Below are 15747 nucleotides of genomic sequence, written 5' to 3'. Positions count from 1 at the left end.
GAAAGAGACGGGGGTCGTGCGGTCCGTCGAGCGTAAGGCGCAAAACCTCCGGTCGCTCCTCCGCCAAGGGCTGTTGTGGGCGAACTCACCTGTGCTGTCACCGGTTCGGCTGGACCAGGGGCGTGTGGGGAGTGAGAGAGGGGTCACGGGTTCCGCAGAGGGCGCGCGGGGCAGATCGCGCGCCGGTAACGTCGTCCTCATGGACACGTCCTGGTGGCTCGCGCTCGCCGCGGTGATACTGCTCGCGCTGGTCGCCACGCTCGTGGACGGGTGGGGGCGGGGGCACCGGCCCCGGGGCCGCGCGGACCGTACGACTCGGCCGTCCGGGCGTACGACGGGCGGGCGGCCGCGGCCCGCCGAGATCTGGTGGGCGGTGGTGCCGTACGAGGACGGGCCGGGAGCCAAGGACCGGCCGTGTCTCGTGCTGTCGGTGCGCGGCCGGCGCGCGACCGTCGCGAAGATCACCAGCAAGTACCACGACGAGCGGGCCGGGGTGATCCCACTGCCTCCGGGCTCGGTGGGCGACGCTCAGGGGCGCGCGAGCTTCCTGGAGACGGACGAGCTGCGGGAGGTGCCGGTGGGGGACTTCCGGCGCAAGGCGGGGGTGGTGGACCCGGTCCTGTGGGATCAGGTCCGTCACCTGGCGACGTAGGGCGAGGCGCGGAACCTCACGCCCAGAGCTGGCCCTGCAGCGTCTCGATCGCTTCCTCCGTGGTCGCGGCGGTGTAGACGCCCGTCGAGAGGTACTTCCAGCCGCCGTCGGCCACGACGAACACGATGTCGGCGGACTCCCCCGCCTTCAGCGCCTTGCTGCCGACGCCGATCGCCGCGTGCAGGGCGGCGCCGGTGGAGACGCCCGCGAAGATGCCCTCCTGCTGGAGGAGCTCGCGGGTGCGGGTGACCGCGTCGGCGGAGCCGACGGAGAAGCGGGTGGTCAGCACCGAGGCGTCGTACAGCTCCGGTACGAAGCCCTCGTCCAGGTTCCTGAGCCCGTACACCAGGTCGTCGTAGCGCGGCTCGGCGGCGACGATCTTCACGTCCGGCTTGTTCTCACGCAGGTAGCGGCCTACGCCCATCAGGGTGCCGGTGGTGCCGAGGCCCGCGACGAAGTGGGTGATCGAGGGGAGGTCGGCGAGGATCTCCGGGCCGGTGGTCGCGTAGTGGGCGCCGGCGTTGTCGGGGTTGCCGTACTGGTAGAGCATCACCCAGTCGGGGTGCTCGGCGGAGAGCTCCTTGGCGACCCGTACGGCGGTGTTGGAGCCGCCCGCGGCGGGGGACGGGATGATCTCGGCCCCCCACATCCCGAGCAGGTCGCGGCGCTCCTGGGAGGTGTTCTCGGGCATCACGCAGACCATGCGGTAGCCCTTGAGCTTGGCCGCCATGGCCAGGGAGATGCCGGTGTTGCCGGAGGTGGGCTCCAGGATGGTGCAGCCCGGGGTCAGGCGGCCGTCCTTCTCCGCCTGCTCGATCATGTGCAGGGCGGGGCGGTCCTTGACCGAGCCGGTCGGGTTGCGGTCCTCCAGCTTCGCCCAGATGCGTACGTCGGCGGACGGCGAGAGCCGCGGCAGGCGCACCAGAGGGGTGTTGCCCACCGCGGCCAGCGGGGAGTCGTAGCGCATCGACGATCAGGCCATGCCGCCGGCGACGGCCGGCAGGATCGTGACGTTGTCGCCGTCGGTGAGCTTGGTGTTGATGCCGTCGAGGAAGCGGACGTCCTCGTCGTTCAGGTAGACGTTGACGAAGCGGCGCAGCTCGCCGCCGTCCACGATGCGGGCCTGGACGCCCGCATGCCGGGTCTCGAGGTCGGCGAAGAGCTCGGCGAGGGTGTTCCCGTTGCCCTCCACCGCCTTCTGGCCGTCGGTGTAGGTGCGGAGGATGGTCGGGATGCGGACCTCGATGGCCATGGCTCAGGGCTCCTGTCGGATGGTGTCTGGTCGGTGGCGCGCGGCAGCGCTGGAACAGCGGGTCGTGCGTGTGTGAGGCGCCGCGGCTCACGGCCTAACGGCGGCAGGGGCAGCGTCAACAGATGGCGCTGGCGAGCCTGCACAGGTCGACGTGCAGCCGCGCCACGAGCAGGGTGCCCGGCGTCTTCTCGCTCACGTCGTAAGAAACCATGGGGTCATCGTATCGATTCCCGGTCCGGGTCCCGGAATGTGATCCCACCATGCGGACGGAATCGGCCCGCCCGCTGAGATGCGGCAGCTCAGGCGGAGGCTCTGACCACCAGTCGGGTCGGTACGACCACCGAGGGCGGCTGTGCGGGTCGGTCGAAGAGGAGGCGGGCCATGAGCCGCCCCATCCGCTCCACGTCCTGGTGCACCGTGGTCAGCCGCGGGTCCGTCGCCTCGCTGATCTCGGTCAGGTCGTCGAAGCCGATGACCGCCACGTCCTCGGGGACCCGGCGGCCGCGCTCGCGCAGGGTACGCAGCGCGCCCGCGGCCATGAGGTCGGAGGCGACGAAGACGGCGTCCAGGCCGGGGTCCCGGTCGAGGAGGGCGGCCATGGCGTCGGCGCCGCCCTGCTCGGTGTAGTCGGCGCGCTCGGTCAGCTCGGGCGGTGCGTCCGGGAGGACGTCCCGGTAGCCGGCGAGCCGTTCGGCGGCGGAGTCCTCCTGGTCGTGGGGCCCGGTGACGGTCGCGATCCGCGTGCGCCCCAGGGAGACGAGGTGCTGGACGGCCTGCCGGGCTCCCCCGCGGTTGTCGCCGTCGACGTAGGCGTGGGGGCGCACGGTGTCGCCGTCGCGCGGCAGGGGGCGGCCGCCGAAGACGACCGGGATGTCGAGCCGGTCGGCCATCTCGTGGAGCCGGTCGCCGGGGCGCAGGGAGAACAGCACGGCGCCGTCGACATGGCCGCCGCCGAGGTAGTCGGCGACGCGGGTGTGGTCGTCGGGTTCGTCCAGGAACAGCAGGACGGCCTGGGCGCCGTGCTCGGCGAGTTCGCGGCGTACTCCGCGCAGCAGGCAGTCGAAGAACGGGTCGAGGAAGAGCCGGTTCTGCGGCTGACTGGCGACCACGGCGACGGCGCCGGTGCGGCGGGTGACGAGTTGGCGGGCGGCCTGGTTGGGCACGTAGCCGAGTTCGGCGATGACCCGGCGGACCTGTTCGACGACCTCCGCGCTCACTCTCGGCTCGTCGTTGATCACCCGTGACACCGTGGACCTCGACACCCCCGAACGTCGTGCGACATCCTCCAGGGTGGGCCGTCGTCCGTGCGTGTGCGGTGTCAACACCTTCTCCAGTACGGGAAGTCGGTCCGTACCCGCGAGCCTAGTACGCCGCGACGATCTTCACGTCCTCCTCGGTGACCTCGCCGTCGACGATCCGGTAGGAGCGGAACTGGAAGTCGCCGAGACCGTCGGTGTCGGCGGTGGAGACGAGGACGTAGTGGGCGCCGGGCTCGTTGGCGTAGGAGATGTCCGTGCGGGACGGGTAGGCCTCGGTCGCGGTGTGGGAGTGGTAGATGACCACCGGCTCCTCGTCGCGGTCGTCCATCTCGCGGTACAGCTTGAGCAGGTCGCCGGAGTCGAACTCGTAGAACGTCGGCGACATGGCGGCGTTGAGCATGGGGATGAAGCGCTCGGGGCGGTCCGACCCGGCCGGGCCCGCGACGACTCCGCACGCCTCGTCGGGGTGGTCCTTGCGCGCGTGCGCGACGATCTGGTCGACGAGGGCCTGGGTGATGGTCAGCATGCCGAAAGGATAAGCAGAGGGCCGTCCTGTACCGAGGATCGGTACAGGACGGCCCACATGCCGGACTTACTGGCTTCAGACCTTCTCGGACTCCGGGTCACGCCGGTCCACGATCTCCGGGTTCCGGGTCTTCAGGACAACCCAGCCGACGCCCAGCGCGGCGGCCCATCCGGCCATCACGTACAGACACACGCGCGAGTCGGCGTCGTACGCGATCAGGCCGGTCACGAAGAGCAGGAACACGATCGCGATCCAGCTGCCGACCGAGCCGCCCGGTGCCGGGAAGGAGGACGCGGGCAGACGCCCCGCCACGACCTCGCGGCGGTAGCGCACATGACTGACCAGGATCATCAGCCAGGTCCAGATGCCCGCCGCGGTCGCGACCGAGACGACGTATCCGAAGGCCTTCTCCGGCACCACGTAGTTCAGCACCACGCCGATGCCCATGAAGAGGACCGAGACCGTGATGGCCAGCGCCGGGGTGCGGGTGACGGAGAGCTTGTTGAAGGCCTGCGGGGCCTCTCCGCTGTCGGCGAGGGTGCGCAGCATGCGGCCCGTGGAGTACATGCCGGAGTTGCAGGAGGACAGGGCCGCGGTGAGGACGACGAAGTTCACGATTCCGGCGCCCGCCGGGATGCCGATCACGGCGAAGGCCTTCACGAAGGGGCTGACGCCCGCCGCGAACTCGGTCCACTTCACCACGCACAGGATGACGGTGAGGGCTCCGACGTAGAAGAGGCCGATGCGCCAGGGCAGGGTGTTGATCGCCTTGGGGAGGGTCTTCTCGGGGTTCTCGGACTCACCCGCGGTGACGCCGACCAGCTCCACGGCGAGGTAGGCGAACATCACGCCCTGGAGGGTCATCAGGGACGAGCCGACGCCCTTCGGGAAGAAACCGTCGAAGGCCCAGAGGTTGGAGACCGCGGCGGTGTCGCCGGCCGCGCTGAAGCCGAAGGTCAGGACACCGAGACCGATCACGATCATGCCGATGAGGGCGGTGACCTTGATCATCGAGAACCAGAACTCGATCTCGCCGAACAGCTTCACCGAGATCAGGTTGGCCACGAACAGGACGACCAGGAAGACCAGGGCCGTCGTCCACTGGGGGACGGCGGGGAACCAGTAGTTGACGTAGATCGCGGCGGCGGTGAGTTCCGCCATGCCGGTGACGACCCACAGCAGCCAGTACGTCCAGCCGGTGAAGTAGCCGAAGAACGGGCCGAGGAACTCGCGGGAGTACTCCGCGAAGGAACCGGAGACCGGGCGGTAGAGCAGCAGCTCGCCGAGGGCCCGCATGATGAAGAAGATGATCACGCCGGCGACGGCGTACATCAGGATGAGGCTCGGACCGGCCTTGGCGATGTTCGCCCCGGCGTTGAGGAAGAGGCCGACGCCGATGGCGCCGCCGATCGCGATCATCTGGACCTGGCGGCTGCCGAGTCCGCGCTCGTACCCCTCTTCGGACGCGTTCGCTTCGGACGCGTTCGGGGCCTTCTCCGAGCCTGAGCCTTTGTCTTCGACCTGAGCGGAGGTCATGTGTGTGGTGCGCCTTTCTCCATGCCGAACCGGGCCTCTGGTCGGCCTCGGATCGGGTTTCGATCCCCCCGGATTGAATGGAGTCGTGCCTGGCCGGCGGTTGCCGGCTCGGTGGCGCACCCGGCCGAACATACGGGTGGTGTTCGCCGGGCGGTCGTGAAGATTTATCACGGCCGCAGCATTGATCACCCGTGCCGGATATGGCGCAGGTCACAGGAAGAAGGGGACAAACGGCACCCGGAATACGCGAATGCCGTCAGTGCGGTGACATGATCGTTATCCGGATTTGAGCGTCCTCTGAGCGAACACGGAATCGTCACATCTCACGGCATAAGGGTGGTCACGAGGGTCTCCTGGAGACCGCCCAGCCACAGGTACGCCATCACCATCGGCTTACGGGGGTCCTCGTCCGGGAGCCGGTAGAGGAGGTCGGTGTCCTCCTCGTCGGTGATGTCGAGGCGGGAGCCGATCGCGAGCCGCAGGTCGTTGAGGGCGCCGAGCCACTGCTGGGACTCGCCCGTCGACAGCTTGAGGACCGCCCCGCCGTCGCCCCCGGAGTGCAGTGCGTCAAGGGAGCGGACCACCGCGAGGGCGTTCTCGCGCTTGCCGGTGCGCAGGTCGTTCTCGGTGTAGCGGCGGAACTCCGAGGAGTACGCCCGCTGTTCCTCGGCCGCCTCGGCCCCGGGAGTGCCCTCCGGGTCGCTGTAGGCGTCCGGGAAGAGTCGCTTGAGGACCGGGTCGGACGGCGGCTCGCTCGGGCCGTCCGTGAAGAGCTCGGCGAGCGGGTCGTCGGAGGCGTCCTCGGCGGGTCCGGGACCGATCAGCTCCAGGAGCTGGACGGCCAGCGACCGGATGATGGAGATCTCGACGTCATCGAGGGCGACGGCCGCGCCGCCGCCAGGGAGCGGTTCGAAGGTTCCGGGCATCAGGGATTGTCGCTACTTCCGGTCCTGCGGGCGGGGTCGGGTCATTTCCGGTCCTGCTGGAGGGTGGCCCACAGACCGTAGCCGTGCATGGCCTGCACGTCGCGTTCCATCTCCTCGCGGGATCCGCTGGAGACGACCGCCCGGCCCTTGTGGTGGACGTCGAGCATCAGTTTGGTGGCCTTGTCCTTCGAGTAGCCGAAGTACGTCTGGAAGACGTAGGTCACGTAGCTCATCAGGTTGACCGGGTCGTTGTGGACGATCGTGACCCAGGGGACGTCCGGCTCGGGTACGGCGAAGACCTCCTCCGCCGACTCGGTGCGTTCGATCTCTACGGGAGCGGGTGACGTCACACGGCCCATGCTGCCACGCGTCCCACAAATCGTCACACTGACGCGAAGTGGGGTAGCATCCGTTGTTATGAACACAGCGGACCTTGGGCTGCCGGTGGACGTTCCCTCGACGGCGCTCTTCACGGACCAGTACGAGCTGACCATGCTGCAGGCCGCCCTGAAGGCGGGTACCGCCGAGCGGCGCAGCGTGTTCGAGGTCTTCACCCGGCGGCTGCCGGAAGGGCGGCGCTACGGCGTCGTCGCGGGCACCGGCCGGGTCCTGGACGCGGTGGAGAACTTCCGCTTCGACGGGAACGTCCTCACTTTCCTGCGCGAGCGCTCCATCGTCGACGAGGAGACCCTGGACTGGCTCGCCTCCTACCGCTTCGGCGGCGACATCTGGGGCTACCCGGAGGGCGAGGTGTACTTCCCGGGCTCGCCGATCATGCGGGTGGAGGGCTCCTTCGCCGAGTGCGTGCTCCTGGAGACCGTGATCCTGTCGATCCTCAACCACGACTCCGCGATAGCCGCGGCCGCCTCCCGGATGTCCTCGGCCGCGGGTGACCGGCCGCTGATCGAGATGGGCGCCCGCCGCACCCACGAGCTGTCCGCCGTGGCCGCCGCCCGCGCCGCCTACGTCGGCGGCTTCGCCACCACCTCCGACCTCGCGGCCGGTTTCCGCTACGGCATCCCGACGGTGGGCACCTCCGCCCACGCCTTCACCCTGCTGCACGACCAGGAGCGGGACGCCTTCCAGGCACAGGTGGACTCGCTGGGCCGGGGCACCACCCTGCTGGTCGACACCTACGACGTCACCGAGGCCGTCCGTACGGCCGTCGAGGTCGCCGGGCCCGAGCTGGGGGCCGTGCGCATCGACTCCGGCGATCTGCTCCTGGTCGCGCACCGGGTGCGGCAGCAGCTGGACGAGCTGGGCGCCAAGGGGACGCGGATCATCGTCACCTCCGACCTCGACGAGTACGCCATCGCCTCGCTGGCCGCGGCCCCGGTGGACGCGTACGGCGTCGGCACCCAGCTTGTGACCGGGTCCGGGCATCCGACCGCCTCGATGGTCTACAAGCTGGTCGCGCGGGCCGAGTCCGACGACCCGAAGGCACCGCTGATCCCGGTCGCGAAGAAGTCGTCCGGAGGCAAGACCTCGGTCGGCGGCCGCAAGTGGGCGGCCCGGCGGCTGGACGCGGAGGGGATCGCGGAGGCCGAGGTGGTGGGCACCGGGCCCGTCCCGGCGGGGCTCACGGACCGGCAGTTGCTGGTGGAGCTGGTCAAGGGCGGCGAGGTCGTCGCCCGCGAGCCGCTGGACGTCGTACGGGACCGGCATGCCGCCGCCCGGGCCAACCTGCCGCTGTCGGCGACCCAGCTCTCGCGCGGGGAGCCGGTCATTCCGACGGAGTATGTCAACGCGCGCACGGGTAGCTAGGGTCTGTCCGGCCGATCGGGCCGGCTCCCGCACGAGGTCGTTCGAGCACGGCGGATCCGGCAACCGACGACAACGCCGCAGCTCGGCGCACCGGCCCGCGCGACGCCGGCGTGATCCGCCGGACGGGCGCGGCGGCTGTCGTCCCGAACGCGCCCCGCAATGCCCCCTCCCGCCCGGTCCCCGAAGTCTCTAGGCTCGTAAGTTCACTCTTAGTCGAAGGACACCCACATGCGCCGCGCCTTGATCGTCGTCGACGTGCAGAACGACTTCTGCGAGGGAGGCAGTCTCGCGGTGGCCGGAGGCGCCGATGTGGCCGCCGCCGTCACCGAGCTGATCGGGCAGGCGGCGGGCTCCGGCTACCAGCACGTGGTGGCCACCCGGGACCACCACATCGCGCCCGGCGGCCACTTCGCCGACAACCCCGACTTCGTGCACTCCTGGCCCGCGCACTGCGTCGCCGGGACCGAGGGCGTGGGGTTCCACCCGAACTTCGCGCCGGCCGTCGCCTCCGGGGCGATCGACGCGGTCTTCGACAAGGGGGCGTACGCGGCGGCGTACAGCGGGTTCGAGGGCGCCGACGAGAACGGCGTGACGCTGAGCGACTGGCTGCGGGCGCGGGAGGTGACCGAGGTGGACGTGGTCGGAATCGCCACGGACCACTGCGTACGGGCCACGGCGCTGGACGCGGCCCGGGAGGGCTTCCGCACGCAGGTCCTCCTCGACCTCACCGCCGGGGTCGCCGAGGCGACGACCGAGCGGGCGATCGAGGAGCTGCGGGAGGCGGGCGTGGAGCTGTCCGGGAAGCCGGTCGTCTAGGCAGCGGCACCCGGGCTCAGGCCGGTGCCGCCGGCCTCCTCAGGAGTGACCTGATCGGATGCCACAGCTCCTGGACCAGCTCGGGTCCGCCCGCGACAGCGTTGTCAGGGGCGGTACGCCATATCAGTCCGTCCGGGTGGTGGAGTACGGCCGTGATCTCGTCGGGGGTGGGGGGCGCGCCGTTGCCGCGCAGGTACACCGCCCGCAGCCCCAGGTTGCGCAGCCTGGTCAGGGCGCGCGCCCGGTTGTGGGCGTGGACCAGTACCCGCACGCTGCCATAGCCGTCGGCGGGCGGGCGGGGCAGGTTCAGCGCCACCACCACCCTGCCGTTCGGCAGCTTGCAGAAACCTCCTGCGGCCATGCGGTCATACCCCCGTGGGTGTCGGTGTCAATAAGGAAGCCACAGGACGCACCTAAACACGATCGGCGGCAACCCGCCAGGGGTTGCCGCCGATACGCTTTTGACCTGCGGTTTTACTTCTTCTTGGCCGAAGGTCCGACCTGGAGCGTGATCGTCGAGCCGTCCAGGGGCTCCTTGACGATCTTGATCCGGGTGTCGGTGTCAGTGATCTTGACACCGGCGAGCGGGTTCGTCGCGTCGTAGTAGCTCGACGTGCCGTCGTCGAAGACCGGGACGCCCGGCTTGGACTTGATCTTCGTCGCGACGTCGGCGTTGTGCAGCGTGATCGAGTCGGTCGGGTACCAGCTGAAGGTGGAGTCGTAGGCCTGGATGCGGTTGCGCATCAGCGTGCCGTCGGACCACTTCAGCGCGGTCGGGTGGGAGTCGACCGGGAGGATCAGACCCTCGCCCGGGTGCTGGCTGGTGTTGTCGTCCGCCTGGGAGGTGTCCCACTTCCAGATCAACAGACCGTTCTGGTAGGCGTAGTGCTCCACCCAGTCCGGACGGGTCTTCGAGAAGCCGTAGTTGTACGGGCCGACCTTCAACACCTTGTCGTACGACACGTATTGGCGGTTCTCGGCGAGGTAGTACTGCGCGTACTCGTCCGTGATCGAGGAGCCGATGCGCGAGAAGCCGTTCGCGGTCCAGGCGGCGTCCGCCGTCTCGGCGTTGTCGGAGAACAGGGTCGCGCCGTCGGCGGTCACCGTGATCTCGTCGGCCGTGAAGCCCTTCTGGGCGACCCCGCCGTCGGTCTGGTAGCGGAAGCGCAGCTGGATCTTCTGGCCCGCGTAGGCGTTCAGCGGGAAGGTCAGCTTCTGGTACGCCTCGACCGTGCCGGTGAGGGTGGGCTTGCCACTGCCGTCACGCGGGATCGCGGTACCGTCGGCCAGAGTGCCGTCGATCGGCGTCCAGTTGGCGCCGTCGGTGGAGACCTCCGCGTAGACGTAGTCGTAGTCCTTCTCGGTGTCCCACCAGGCGTCGAGGGTCAGCGCCGCCGAGGACTTGCCGGTCAGGTCGACCGGGCGGGTCAGGGTGTTGCGCAGGTCGTTGCCGCTGCCGCTCCACCACTGGGTCGCGCCCTGCGCCGGGGTGACCACCGGGGTGGTGACCGTCTTCTTCGGCAGCTGGACCACGAGCGCCTGCGGGTTCTTGGTGTTGTACTCCGCGACGCCCAGCTTGTGGTGGGAGCGCTTGCCGGCCGTGGCCACGTCGTAGTCGAGCCAGCCCAGTTGGAGCTTGTCCCAGGCGTTCATGTCGCCGGGCAGGTCGCCGATGGAGTCCTTGCCGGTGCCGAGCCAGGAGCCGGAGGACATCAGCGTCCAGAAGCCGGTGGAGTTCTCGCCGCCGCCGGAGGTGTCGTACTCGTCGGGCAGGCCGAGGTCGTGGCCGTACTCGTGGGCGAAGACGCCCAGGCCGCCGTTCTCCGGCTGGATGGTGTAGTCGCCGACCCAGATGCCGGTGTCGCCGATCTGGGTGCCGCCGAGCTTGTTGGTGTCCGGGCCGGTGGAGCCGGCGTCGGTGCCGAAGGCGTACCAGCGGTGCGCCCAGATGGCGTCCTCGCCCTGGGCGCCGCCGCCCGCGGACTCGTCCTCGCCGGCGTGCACGATCTGGAAGTGGTCGATGTAGCCGTCGGACTCGTTGAAGTTGCCGTCGCCGTCGAAGTCGTAGCGGTCCCACTGGTCGAACTGGGCCAGCTCCGTCTTGATCTCGGCGGCGGTGTCACCGGCCGCCTCGCGCTCGGCGACCCAGGCGTTCACGCCGTCCTGGACCGCGTACCAGGCGCCGGTGGAGGCCTTGTTGGAACCGTAACGGGCCTCGTTGTAGGGGACCTTGACCCAGTCGGTGACCTCGCCGTCGACCGAGTAGCGGCCCGAGGACTGCTTCTCGTAGTACTTCTTCAGCGACTCGGTCTTCTTGCCGGTGCCGAAGTACAGGTCCTGGAAGTGCGCCTGGTTGTAGTCCGCCTGCCAGGCGGTGCTGTTGTTCGTCTTGCGGTCCGGCTTGGCGATCTGGTTGTGCAGCGGGCCGGCCGTGCCGCCGTAGCGGGGGTCGACCTGGTCGCCGAACTCCACGAGGATCGTGAAGATCTTGTCGGTCTTCTCGCGGCCGAGTTCGACGTACTTGCTGTCGCCCTTGCGGCTCTTGAGCTCGACCACCTGGGAGCCGCCTCGGTTCTTGACCGCCGCGTCCCCGGATATGACCTGGTCGAGCGCCTCCTTTCGCTGCGCCTCCTGGGTCTTGGTCAGCGGGCCGTCGAAGTCGTGCTCCCTGGCCTTGGCCGGCTGCGGGTCGCGCCGGTCGGCCGCGGAAGTCTTCGCGGAGCTGTCCGCGGCCTGCGCCACGGCGAACGTGGAGAACGTGGCCGAGGCCGCGGCTATCGCCACGACCGTTGCTGCCGTCCTGAACGTCCAGGATCTGTCCGTCACTTGTACCTCTCCCCTATCAGGCAAGTGACCGGTATTTGACTAAAGGTTGGGGAGAAAAGACAGATCTTGACTTGGACCCGACAAGTGCATTATTGGGAGCCGGTGTTCGTATTGCGGACACGTGCCCGCAACACGACAGGCGCGCACGACTGTCCACTTGATGGACGTCATGACTCCGTGCGCCCCCTGTGCTCCGGCACTGTTGGTTAGGTCACGCTTACTGTTCGTTCCAGTCGGGCACACAGGCGATTAGAGTCGATTGGCGGAACGCCCGGACGTCGGCGGAATGCCAGGCCGACGTCCCCCGTGGACCCCCGATTCCGAGGACACGATTGCCATGCCTCGTCCGACCGCCGCACAGATCGCCTACGGTTCGATCACCGTCATCTGCTCGACGCTCGCCATGCTGCTGCTGTCGCAGACGAGTTCGGCCGTGGGGACCGCGGTCATCGCGGTCTCGGCGCTCGTCCTCGGCCTGCTGGTCGCCATGACGGTGCCGCAGCCGAAGTCCCGCGTCGTCGCGCTGAACAGGCCCGCCGAACGCCGCACGGAGGAGCCCGTCCCCGCCGCGGCCACGCACTCCAAGACCGCCGCGTGAGCACTGCGTTCGCTTAGGCGGGTGCTCCGGGTCGGTCCGGGTTCGTCGGGGCGGGCGTCGTTTTCGCATCGCCGGGTGCGCGCCGAGGCGGGCGTGGCGTCCGCCATCGGTTGCCGACGGCTCGGCAGTCACGCACCCGCTGCGCGACCACAAGCGCCAAGGCTCACGCCCGAGCACCACGTGCGCCGCGTCGGGCGTCGCGTGCGCGCGGCGCTGCTGACCGCTCGCCCCGCCACGCCGGTCCCGGGGACGCGCCTCCGGCCCCGCCGTCACGAGTCCGGCCACGTCGCCCCATCCGCTCCTCCGTAGGCCGAAGAGCCCGCGCCCAACGCAGGCACACAGGCTCGTCCCCGAGACGCGCCTCAGGCCCCGCCGCCACCGACCTGGCCGCACCGCCAACGAGCCCGTGCCCAATGCCGCACCCCGGGCTGCAACACCGCCGCCCCAGCACCACGTGCGCCGCGTCGGGCGTCGCGTGCGCGCGGCTGCTGACCGCTCAGCACCGCGGCGCTGGCCCCGAGGTCGCGCCTACGGCCCCGCCGTCGCGAGTCCGGCCACGTCGCCCCATCCGCTCCTCCGTAGGCCGAAGAGCCCGCGCCCAACGCAGGCACACAGGCCGTCCCGGAGACGCGCCTCAGGCCCCGCCGCCCCAGCACCACGTGCGCCGCATCGGGCGTCGCGTGCGCGCGGCGCTGCTGACCGCTCGCCCCGCCGCGCCGGTCCCGAGGTCGCGCCTCCGGCCCCGCCGTCACGAGTCCGGCCACGTCGCCCCATCCGCTCCTCCGTAGGCCGAAGAGCCCGCGCCCAACGCAGGCACACAGGCCGTCCCGGAGACGCGCCTCAGGCCCCGCCGCCACCGACCTGGCCGCACCGCCAACGAGCCCGTGCCCAATGCGACACCCCGGGCTCCAACACCGCCGCCCCAGCACCACGTTGGCCCGGGACCGCCGTCGACCGTTCGGTGCTCCCGGTCGGGCCGGTTGGCTCCGGACCCAGCGAGCCCTTCGCTTCCCGGGCGGGTGACGATCGAACCGTCGGAGTCAGCCCGTGCTGACCACCACCGTCTTCGCCGCCTTGTCGTGCAGGCCCTGTTTGTAGGGCTTGTCGAAGTAGCTCCAGCCGCCCGAGATGGCGGTCCAGATGCAGGCGCAGCAGAAGGCGAAGGGGATCCAGAGGACCGCTGAGCGGATCAGGGTGGTCTGGGTGGAGGGCGTGGAGCCGTTGTCGAGGTTGGCCACCCGCATGCCGAGCCACTTCTTGCCGAGGGTCTGCCCGGACCGGGTGATCATGATGGTGTCGTAGGCGATGTAGAGCACCGCGGCGAGCAGTGACTGCGCGAGCGACTTGCCGTACTGCACGTCGTCGCCGTTGACGTCGTACTCGTTCACCCCGAAGCCCCAGGTGACCAGCCCGACGACGATGGCCACCAGGATCATGTCGATGATGCGGGCCAGCGTGCGTCGGCCGCTGGGCGCCAGCGGCGGCATGCCGGCCAGCGGGTCGGTGGGGTAGGAGCCGCCGCCGTACGGGTCGCCGCCGGGGGTGTCCCCGTAGGGCGGGGGCGGTGTGCTGTACGGCGATCCCGAGCCCTCGGCCGGCGGGGGCTGTTTCCTGAACGGGTCGTCATCCGGCGGCTGCTGGCCGGAGCCGGGGGGCGGTTCACTGCTCATGGCCCGAGTCGACCGCGAACCCCCCGGTTCCGCATCCGGCGAGCGGCCGTCCGGAGTACCGAATCCCCTACGCCGTTCGCCGGACCCGCTCAGCCCGCCACGAACGTATGCGCCGCCTTGTCGTGCCAGCACTGGCGCCACGGCCGGTCGAACAGGCACCAGGCGACACCCACGAGACCGATGCCGAGCAGGCCCGGGACGCTGTAGACCAGCCAGCGGCGCAGAGCCGCGCCGAACGCCGGGGGCTCGTGGCCCTCGATGTCCCGCACCTCCAGGCCGAGCAGCTTCTTGCCGAGGGTGCGGCCCCACTTGGCGGTGGGCAGCGCCTCGTACAGGACGCCTGCGACGAGGAGCACGGCGACCACGACGGCGAGGTACACCGACGTGGTGCCGTCCAGCAGCCAGATCGTCACGGTCTCGCCGGACAGCTTGGCCGCGTCGATCTTCTCGTTGATGTGGTCGGCCGCCTTGGTGCCGAGGGGGACCGCGGCCACGGCCGTCACGGCGCCCACGACGAGGGTGTCGAGGAGACGCGCGGCCAGGCGCTTGCCGAGGCCGGCGGGCCTGGCGGAGGCCTGGCGGCGGGCGGCCGCCTGGAAGATGTCCTCGACCGGCGGCTTCCAGGGGACGGGCTGCTCCGCGTCCGGCCCGGCGAGCCGGTGCACCTGCTGGGCCCAGGACGGCTGACCGCCACCGGGACCCGCGCTCATGGGAGTGGCCTGCTGGGGGACGCCCTGCTGCGGCACCCCCGGAGGAGCCGTCTGCGGGCCGGGGACGGGGGCGGACTGCTGGGGGCCGGCGAGGGGCGCGGCAGCGGCGGCGGCGGGACCCTGCGGGCCCGCGGCACCGGCCGCCGCGGCGCGCTCGGCGGCCGCCTTGCCGGCACCGAAGCCCGGGGCCTCGGAGGGCTGCGCGCCGGCCGTCGGGCCGCCCTGTGCGGTGGGACCGGCATACGCGGGTCCGGGTGTGCTTCCGCTCTGCGCCCCGGGCCCCGCGCCCTGCTGCGCCGTGCGCGGGGAGAGCGCGCGGAACTTCATGGTGCCGTCGTCGGACTGCTGGGCCGCCCCCGCCTGCTGGGACCCGGCCGTGGGTCTGCGGAAGACGCGCGTGCCGCCGTCCTCGTCCGGCTCGGCGGGCGGGATCGTCGCGGTGCCGTCGGTACGGGCCGCCTGCCCGTCCGGCTGGACCGGCGCGGAACCCTCGGCGGGCCGCCCCGGACCGGGCACCCTCGGGTCGGCGCCCTGCGGAGTCCGCGGTACGCCGTGCTGAGCTCCCTGCGGCCCCTGCTGACCCCCTTGGTGCGGAACCCCCTGGGGCGCCCCCTGCTGAGCCTGCGCGGCCGCCTGCGGGGACCCCCACGAGACCCGGCGGTCCTGGTCACCGCCGAAGCCCCCCTGGTGGGCCCGGTCGGCGGCCCACGCGGACGCCGGTTCGGGACGGCTGCCGTGCTGGGTGTCGGGGTGCGGGGGTGCCTCGGCCGGGTCCTCGTCGAAGAAGTGCGGGCCCGTCTCCTCCACCGGCGACGGGGCCTGCTCGGAGCCCGGGCCGGCCGGCGGTGCGAGCGGTTCGCCGTCCGCCGGGGCGGGACGGCTGGTGCCCGGCACCCAGGAGGCACCGTTCCAGTAACGGACGTATCCAGGAATGGACGGGTCCGGGTAGTAGCCCTCGCGGGGCCTGTCGTCACCGGGGGCCGGGGTTGGGGCGCTCATGTCCGTCGTCCCGTATCTGCTCGGGGGTCAATAGAGGGGGCTCCACATCTATCAGACCGGCGCAAGACCCACCGCCAGTCCCACCGGACCCACCCCTTTTGAGCACGACCTCACACCGGCCGTGATACCGGCCCTCGTACCGGCCGTGAGGCCGGCCGTGACGCCGGCCGTGACGCCTGCCGCCGTACGCCCGGAAAAAAGTTCGCCGAACCC

16 protein-coding genes are annotated in these 15747 nt (G+C 70.7%); 4 read left to right on the top strand and 12 right to left on the bottom strand.

Annotated features, from left to right (window positions below):
* Nucleotides 1–199 precede the first annotated feature (199 nt).
* Nucleotides 200–652, top strand: a complete 453-nt coding sequence (locus tag D1369_RS25340; protein WP_007382353.1) for a type II toxin-antitoxin system PemK/MazF family toxin — start codon at nt 200–202, stop codon at nt 650–652.
* Between the two features lie 16 nt (nt 653–668).
* Here D1369_RS25340 and D1369_RS25335 read toward each other — a convergent pair whose 3' ends face one another.
* The 8 genes from D1369_RS25335 to clpS all read right to left on the bottom strand — a co-directional run bounded on the left by D1369_RS25335 (nt 669) and on the right by clpS (nt 6510).
* Nucleotides 669–1619 (bottom strand): cysteine synthase, encoded by a 951-nt coding sequence (locus D1369_RS25335; RefSeq protein ID WP_007382354.1) that lies wholly within the window; start codon nt 1617–1619, stop codon nt 669–671.
* 6 nt (nt 1620–1625) lie between these two features.
* Entirely contained in the window at nt 1626–1904 is a 279-nt protein-coding gene (locus D1369_RS25330) for a MoaD/ThiS family protein (protein WP_007382355.1), read from the bottom strand.
* Between the two features lie 115 nt (nt 1905–2019).
* Nucleotides 2020–2115, bottom strand: a complete 96-nt coding sequence (locus D1369_RS44790) for a putative leader peptide (protein ID WP_020121180.1) — start codon at nt 2113–2115, stop codon at nt 2020–2022.
* 88 nt (nt 2116–2203) lie between these two features.
* On the bottom strand, nt 2204–3226 hold the full coding sequence (locus tag D1369_RS25320; protein ID WP_037900211.1) for a LacI family DNA-binding transcriptional regulator: 1023 nt from the start codon (nt 3224–3226) through the stop codon (nt 2204–2206).
* 40 nt (nt 3227–3266) lie between these two features.
* Nucleotides 3267–3689, bottom strand: a complete 423-nt coding sequence (locus tag D1369_RS25315) for a M67 family metallopeptidase (protein ID WP_007382357.1) — start codon at nt 3687–3689, stop codon at nt 3267–3269.
* A gap of 75 nt (nt 3690–3764) precedes the next feature.
* Entirely contained in the window at nt 3765–5225 is a 1461-nt protein-coding gene (locus D1369_RS25310; RefSeq protein ID WP_007382358.1) for an amino acid permease, read from the bottom strand.
* A gap of 323 nt (nt 5226–5548) precedes the next feature.
* On the bottom strand, nt 5549–6151 hold the full coding sequence (locus D1369_RS25305) for a DUF2017 domain-containing protein (RefSeq protein ID WP_037900226.1): 603 nt from the start codon (nt 6149–6151) through the stop codon (nt 5549–5551).
* Between the two features lie 41 nt (nt 6152–6192).
* Nucleotides 6193–6510 (bottom strand): ATP-dependent Clp protease adapter ClpS, encoded by a 318-nt coding sequence (clpS, locus tag D1369_RS25300; protein ID WP_007382360.1) that lies wholly within the window; start codon nt 6508–6510, stop codon nt 6193–6195.
* A 58-nt stretch (nt 6511–6568) separates the two neighbouring features.
* Between clpS and D1369_RS25295 the strand changes: the two genes are divergently transcribed.
* Complete coding sequence (locus tag D1369_RS25295; protein WP_007382361.1) at nt 6569–7915, top strand: nicotinate phosphoribosyltransferase; 1347 nt, start codon at nt 6569–6571, stop codon at nt 7913–7915.
* A gap of 228 nt (nt 7916–8143) precedes the next feature.
* Entirely contained in the window at nt 8144–8731 is a 588-nt protein-coding gene (locus tag D1369_RS25290) for an isochorismatase family protein (RefSeq protein WP_007382362.1), read from the top strand.
* 16 nt (nt 8732–8747) lie between these two features.
* Here D1369_RS25290 and D1369_RS25285 read toward each other — a convergent pair whose 3' ends face one another.
* Complete coding sequence (locus tag D1369_RS25285; protein WP_007382363.1) at nt 8748–9092, bottom strand: hypothetical protein; 345 nt, start codon at nt 9090–9092, stop codon at nt 8748–8750.
* A gap of 113 nt (nt 9093–9205) precedes the next feature.
* Entirely contained in the window at nt 9206–11557 is a 2352-nt protein-coding gene (locus D1369_RS25280; RefSeq protein WP_007382364.1) for an immune inhibitor A domain-containing protein, read from the bottom strand.
* A 337-nt stretch (nt 11558–11894) separates the two neighbouring features.
* Between D1369_RS25280 and D1369_RS25275 the strand changes: the two genes are divergently transcribed.
* On the top strand, nt 11895–12155 hold the full coding sequence (locus D1369_RS25275) for a hypothetical protein (RefSeq protein WP_037900231.1): 261 nt from the start codon (nt 11895–11897) through the stop codon (nt 12153–12155).
* A 1040-nt stretch (nt 12156–13195) separates the two neighbouring features.
* On the opposite strand, the gene D1369_RS25270 is transcribed toward D1369_RS25275, so the two are convergent.
* Nucleotides 13196–13825 carry an RDD family protein gene (locus D1369_RS25270; RefSeq protein WP_037900234.1) on the bottom strand — a complete coding sequence of 210 codons (630 nt, stop codon included), beginning with the start codon at nt 13823–13825 and terminating at the stop codon, nt 13196–13198.
* A gap of 89 nt (nt 13826–13914) precedes the next feature.
* Nucleotides 13915–15534 carry an RDD family protein gene (locus tag D1369_RS25265; RefSeq protein ID WP_118082620.1) on the bottom strand — a complete coding sequence of 540 codons (1620 nt, stop codon included), beginning with the start codon at nt 15532–15534 and terminating at the stop codon, nt 13915–13917.
* Nucleotides 15535–15747: the final 213 nt, after the last annotated feature.

The organism is Streptomyces sp. CC0208 (assembly GCF_003443735.1).
Taxonomy (GTDB): Bacteria; Actinomycetota; Actinomycetes; order Streptomycetales; family Streptomycetaceae; genus Streptomyces; species Streptomyces sviceus.
The sequence above is the reverse complement of the archived record's forward strand: the minus strand, read 5'-3'. Positions and strand labels throughout refer to the sequence as shown.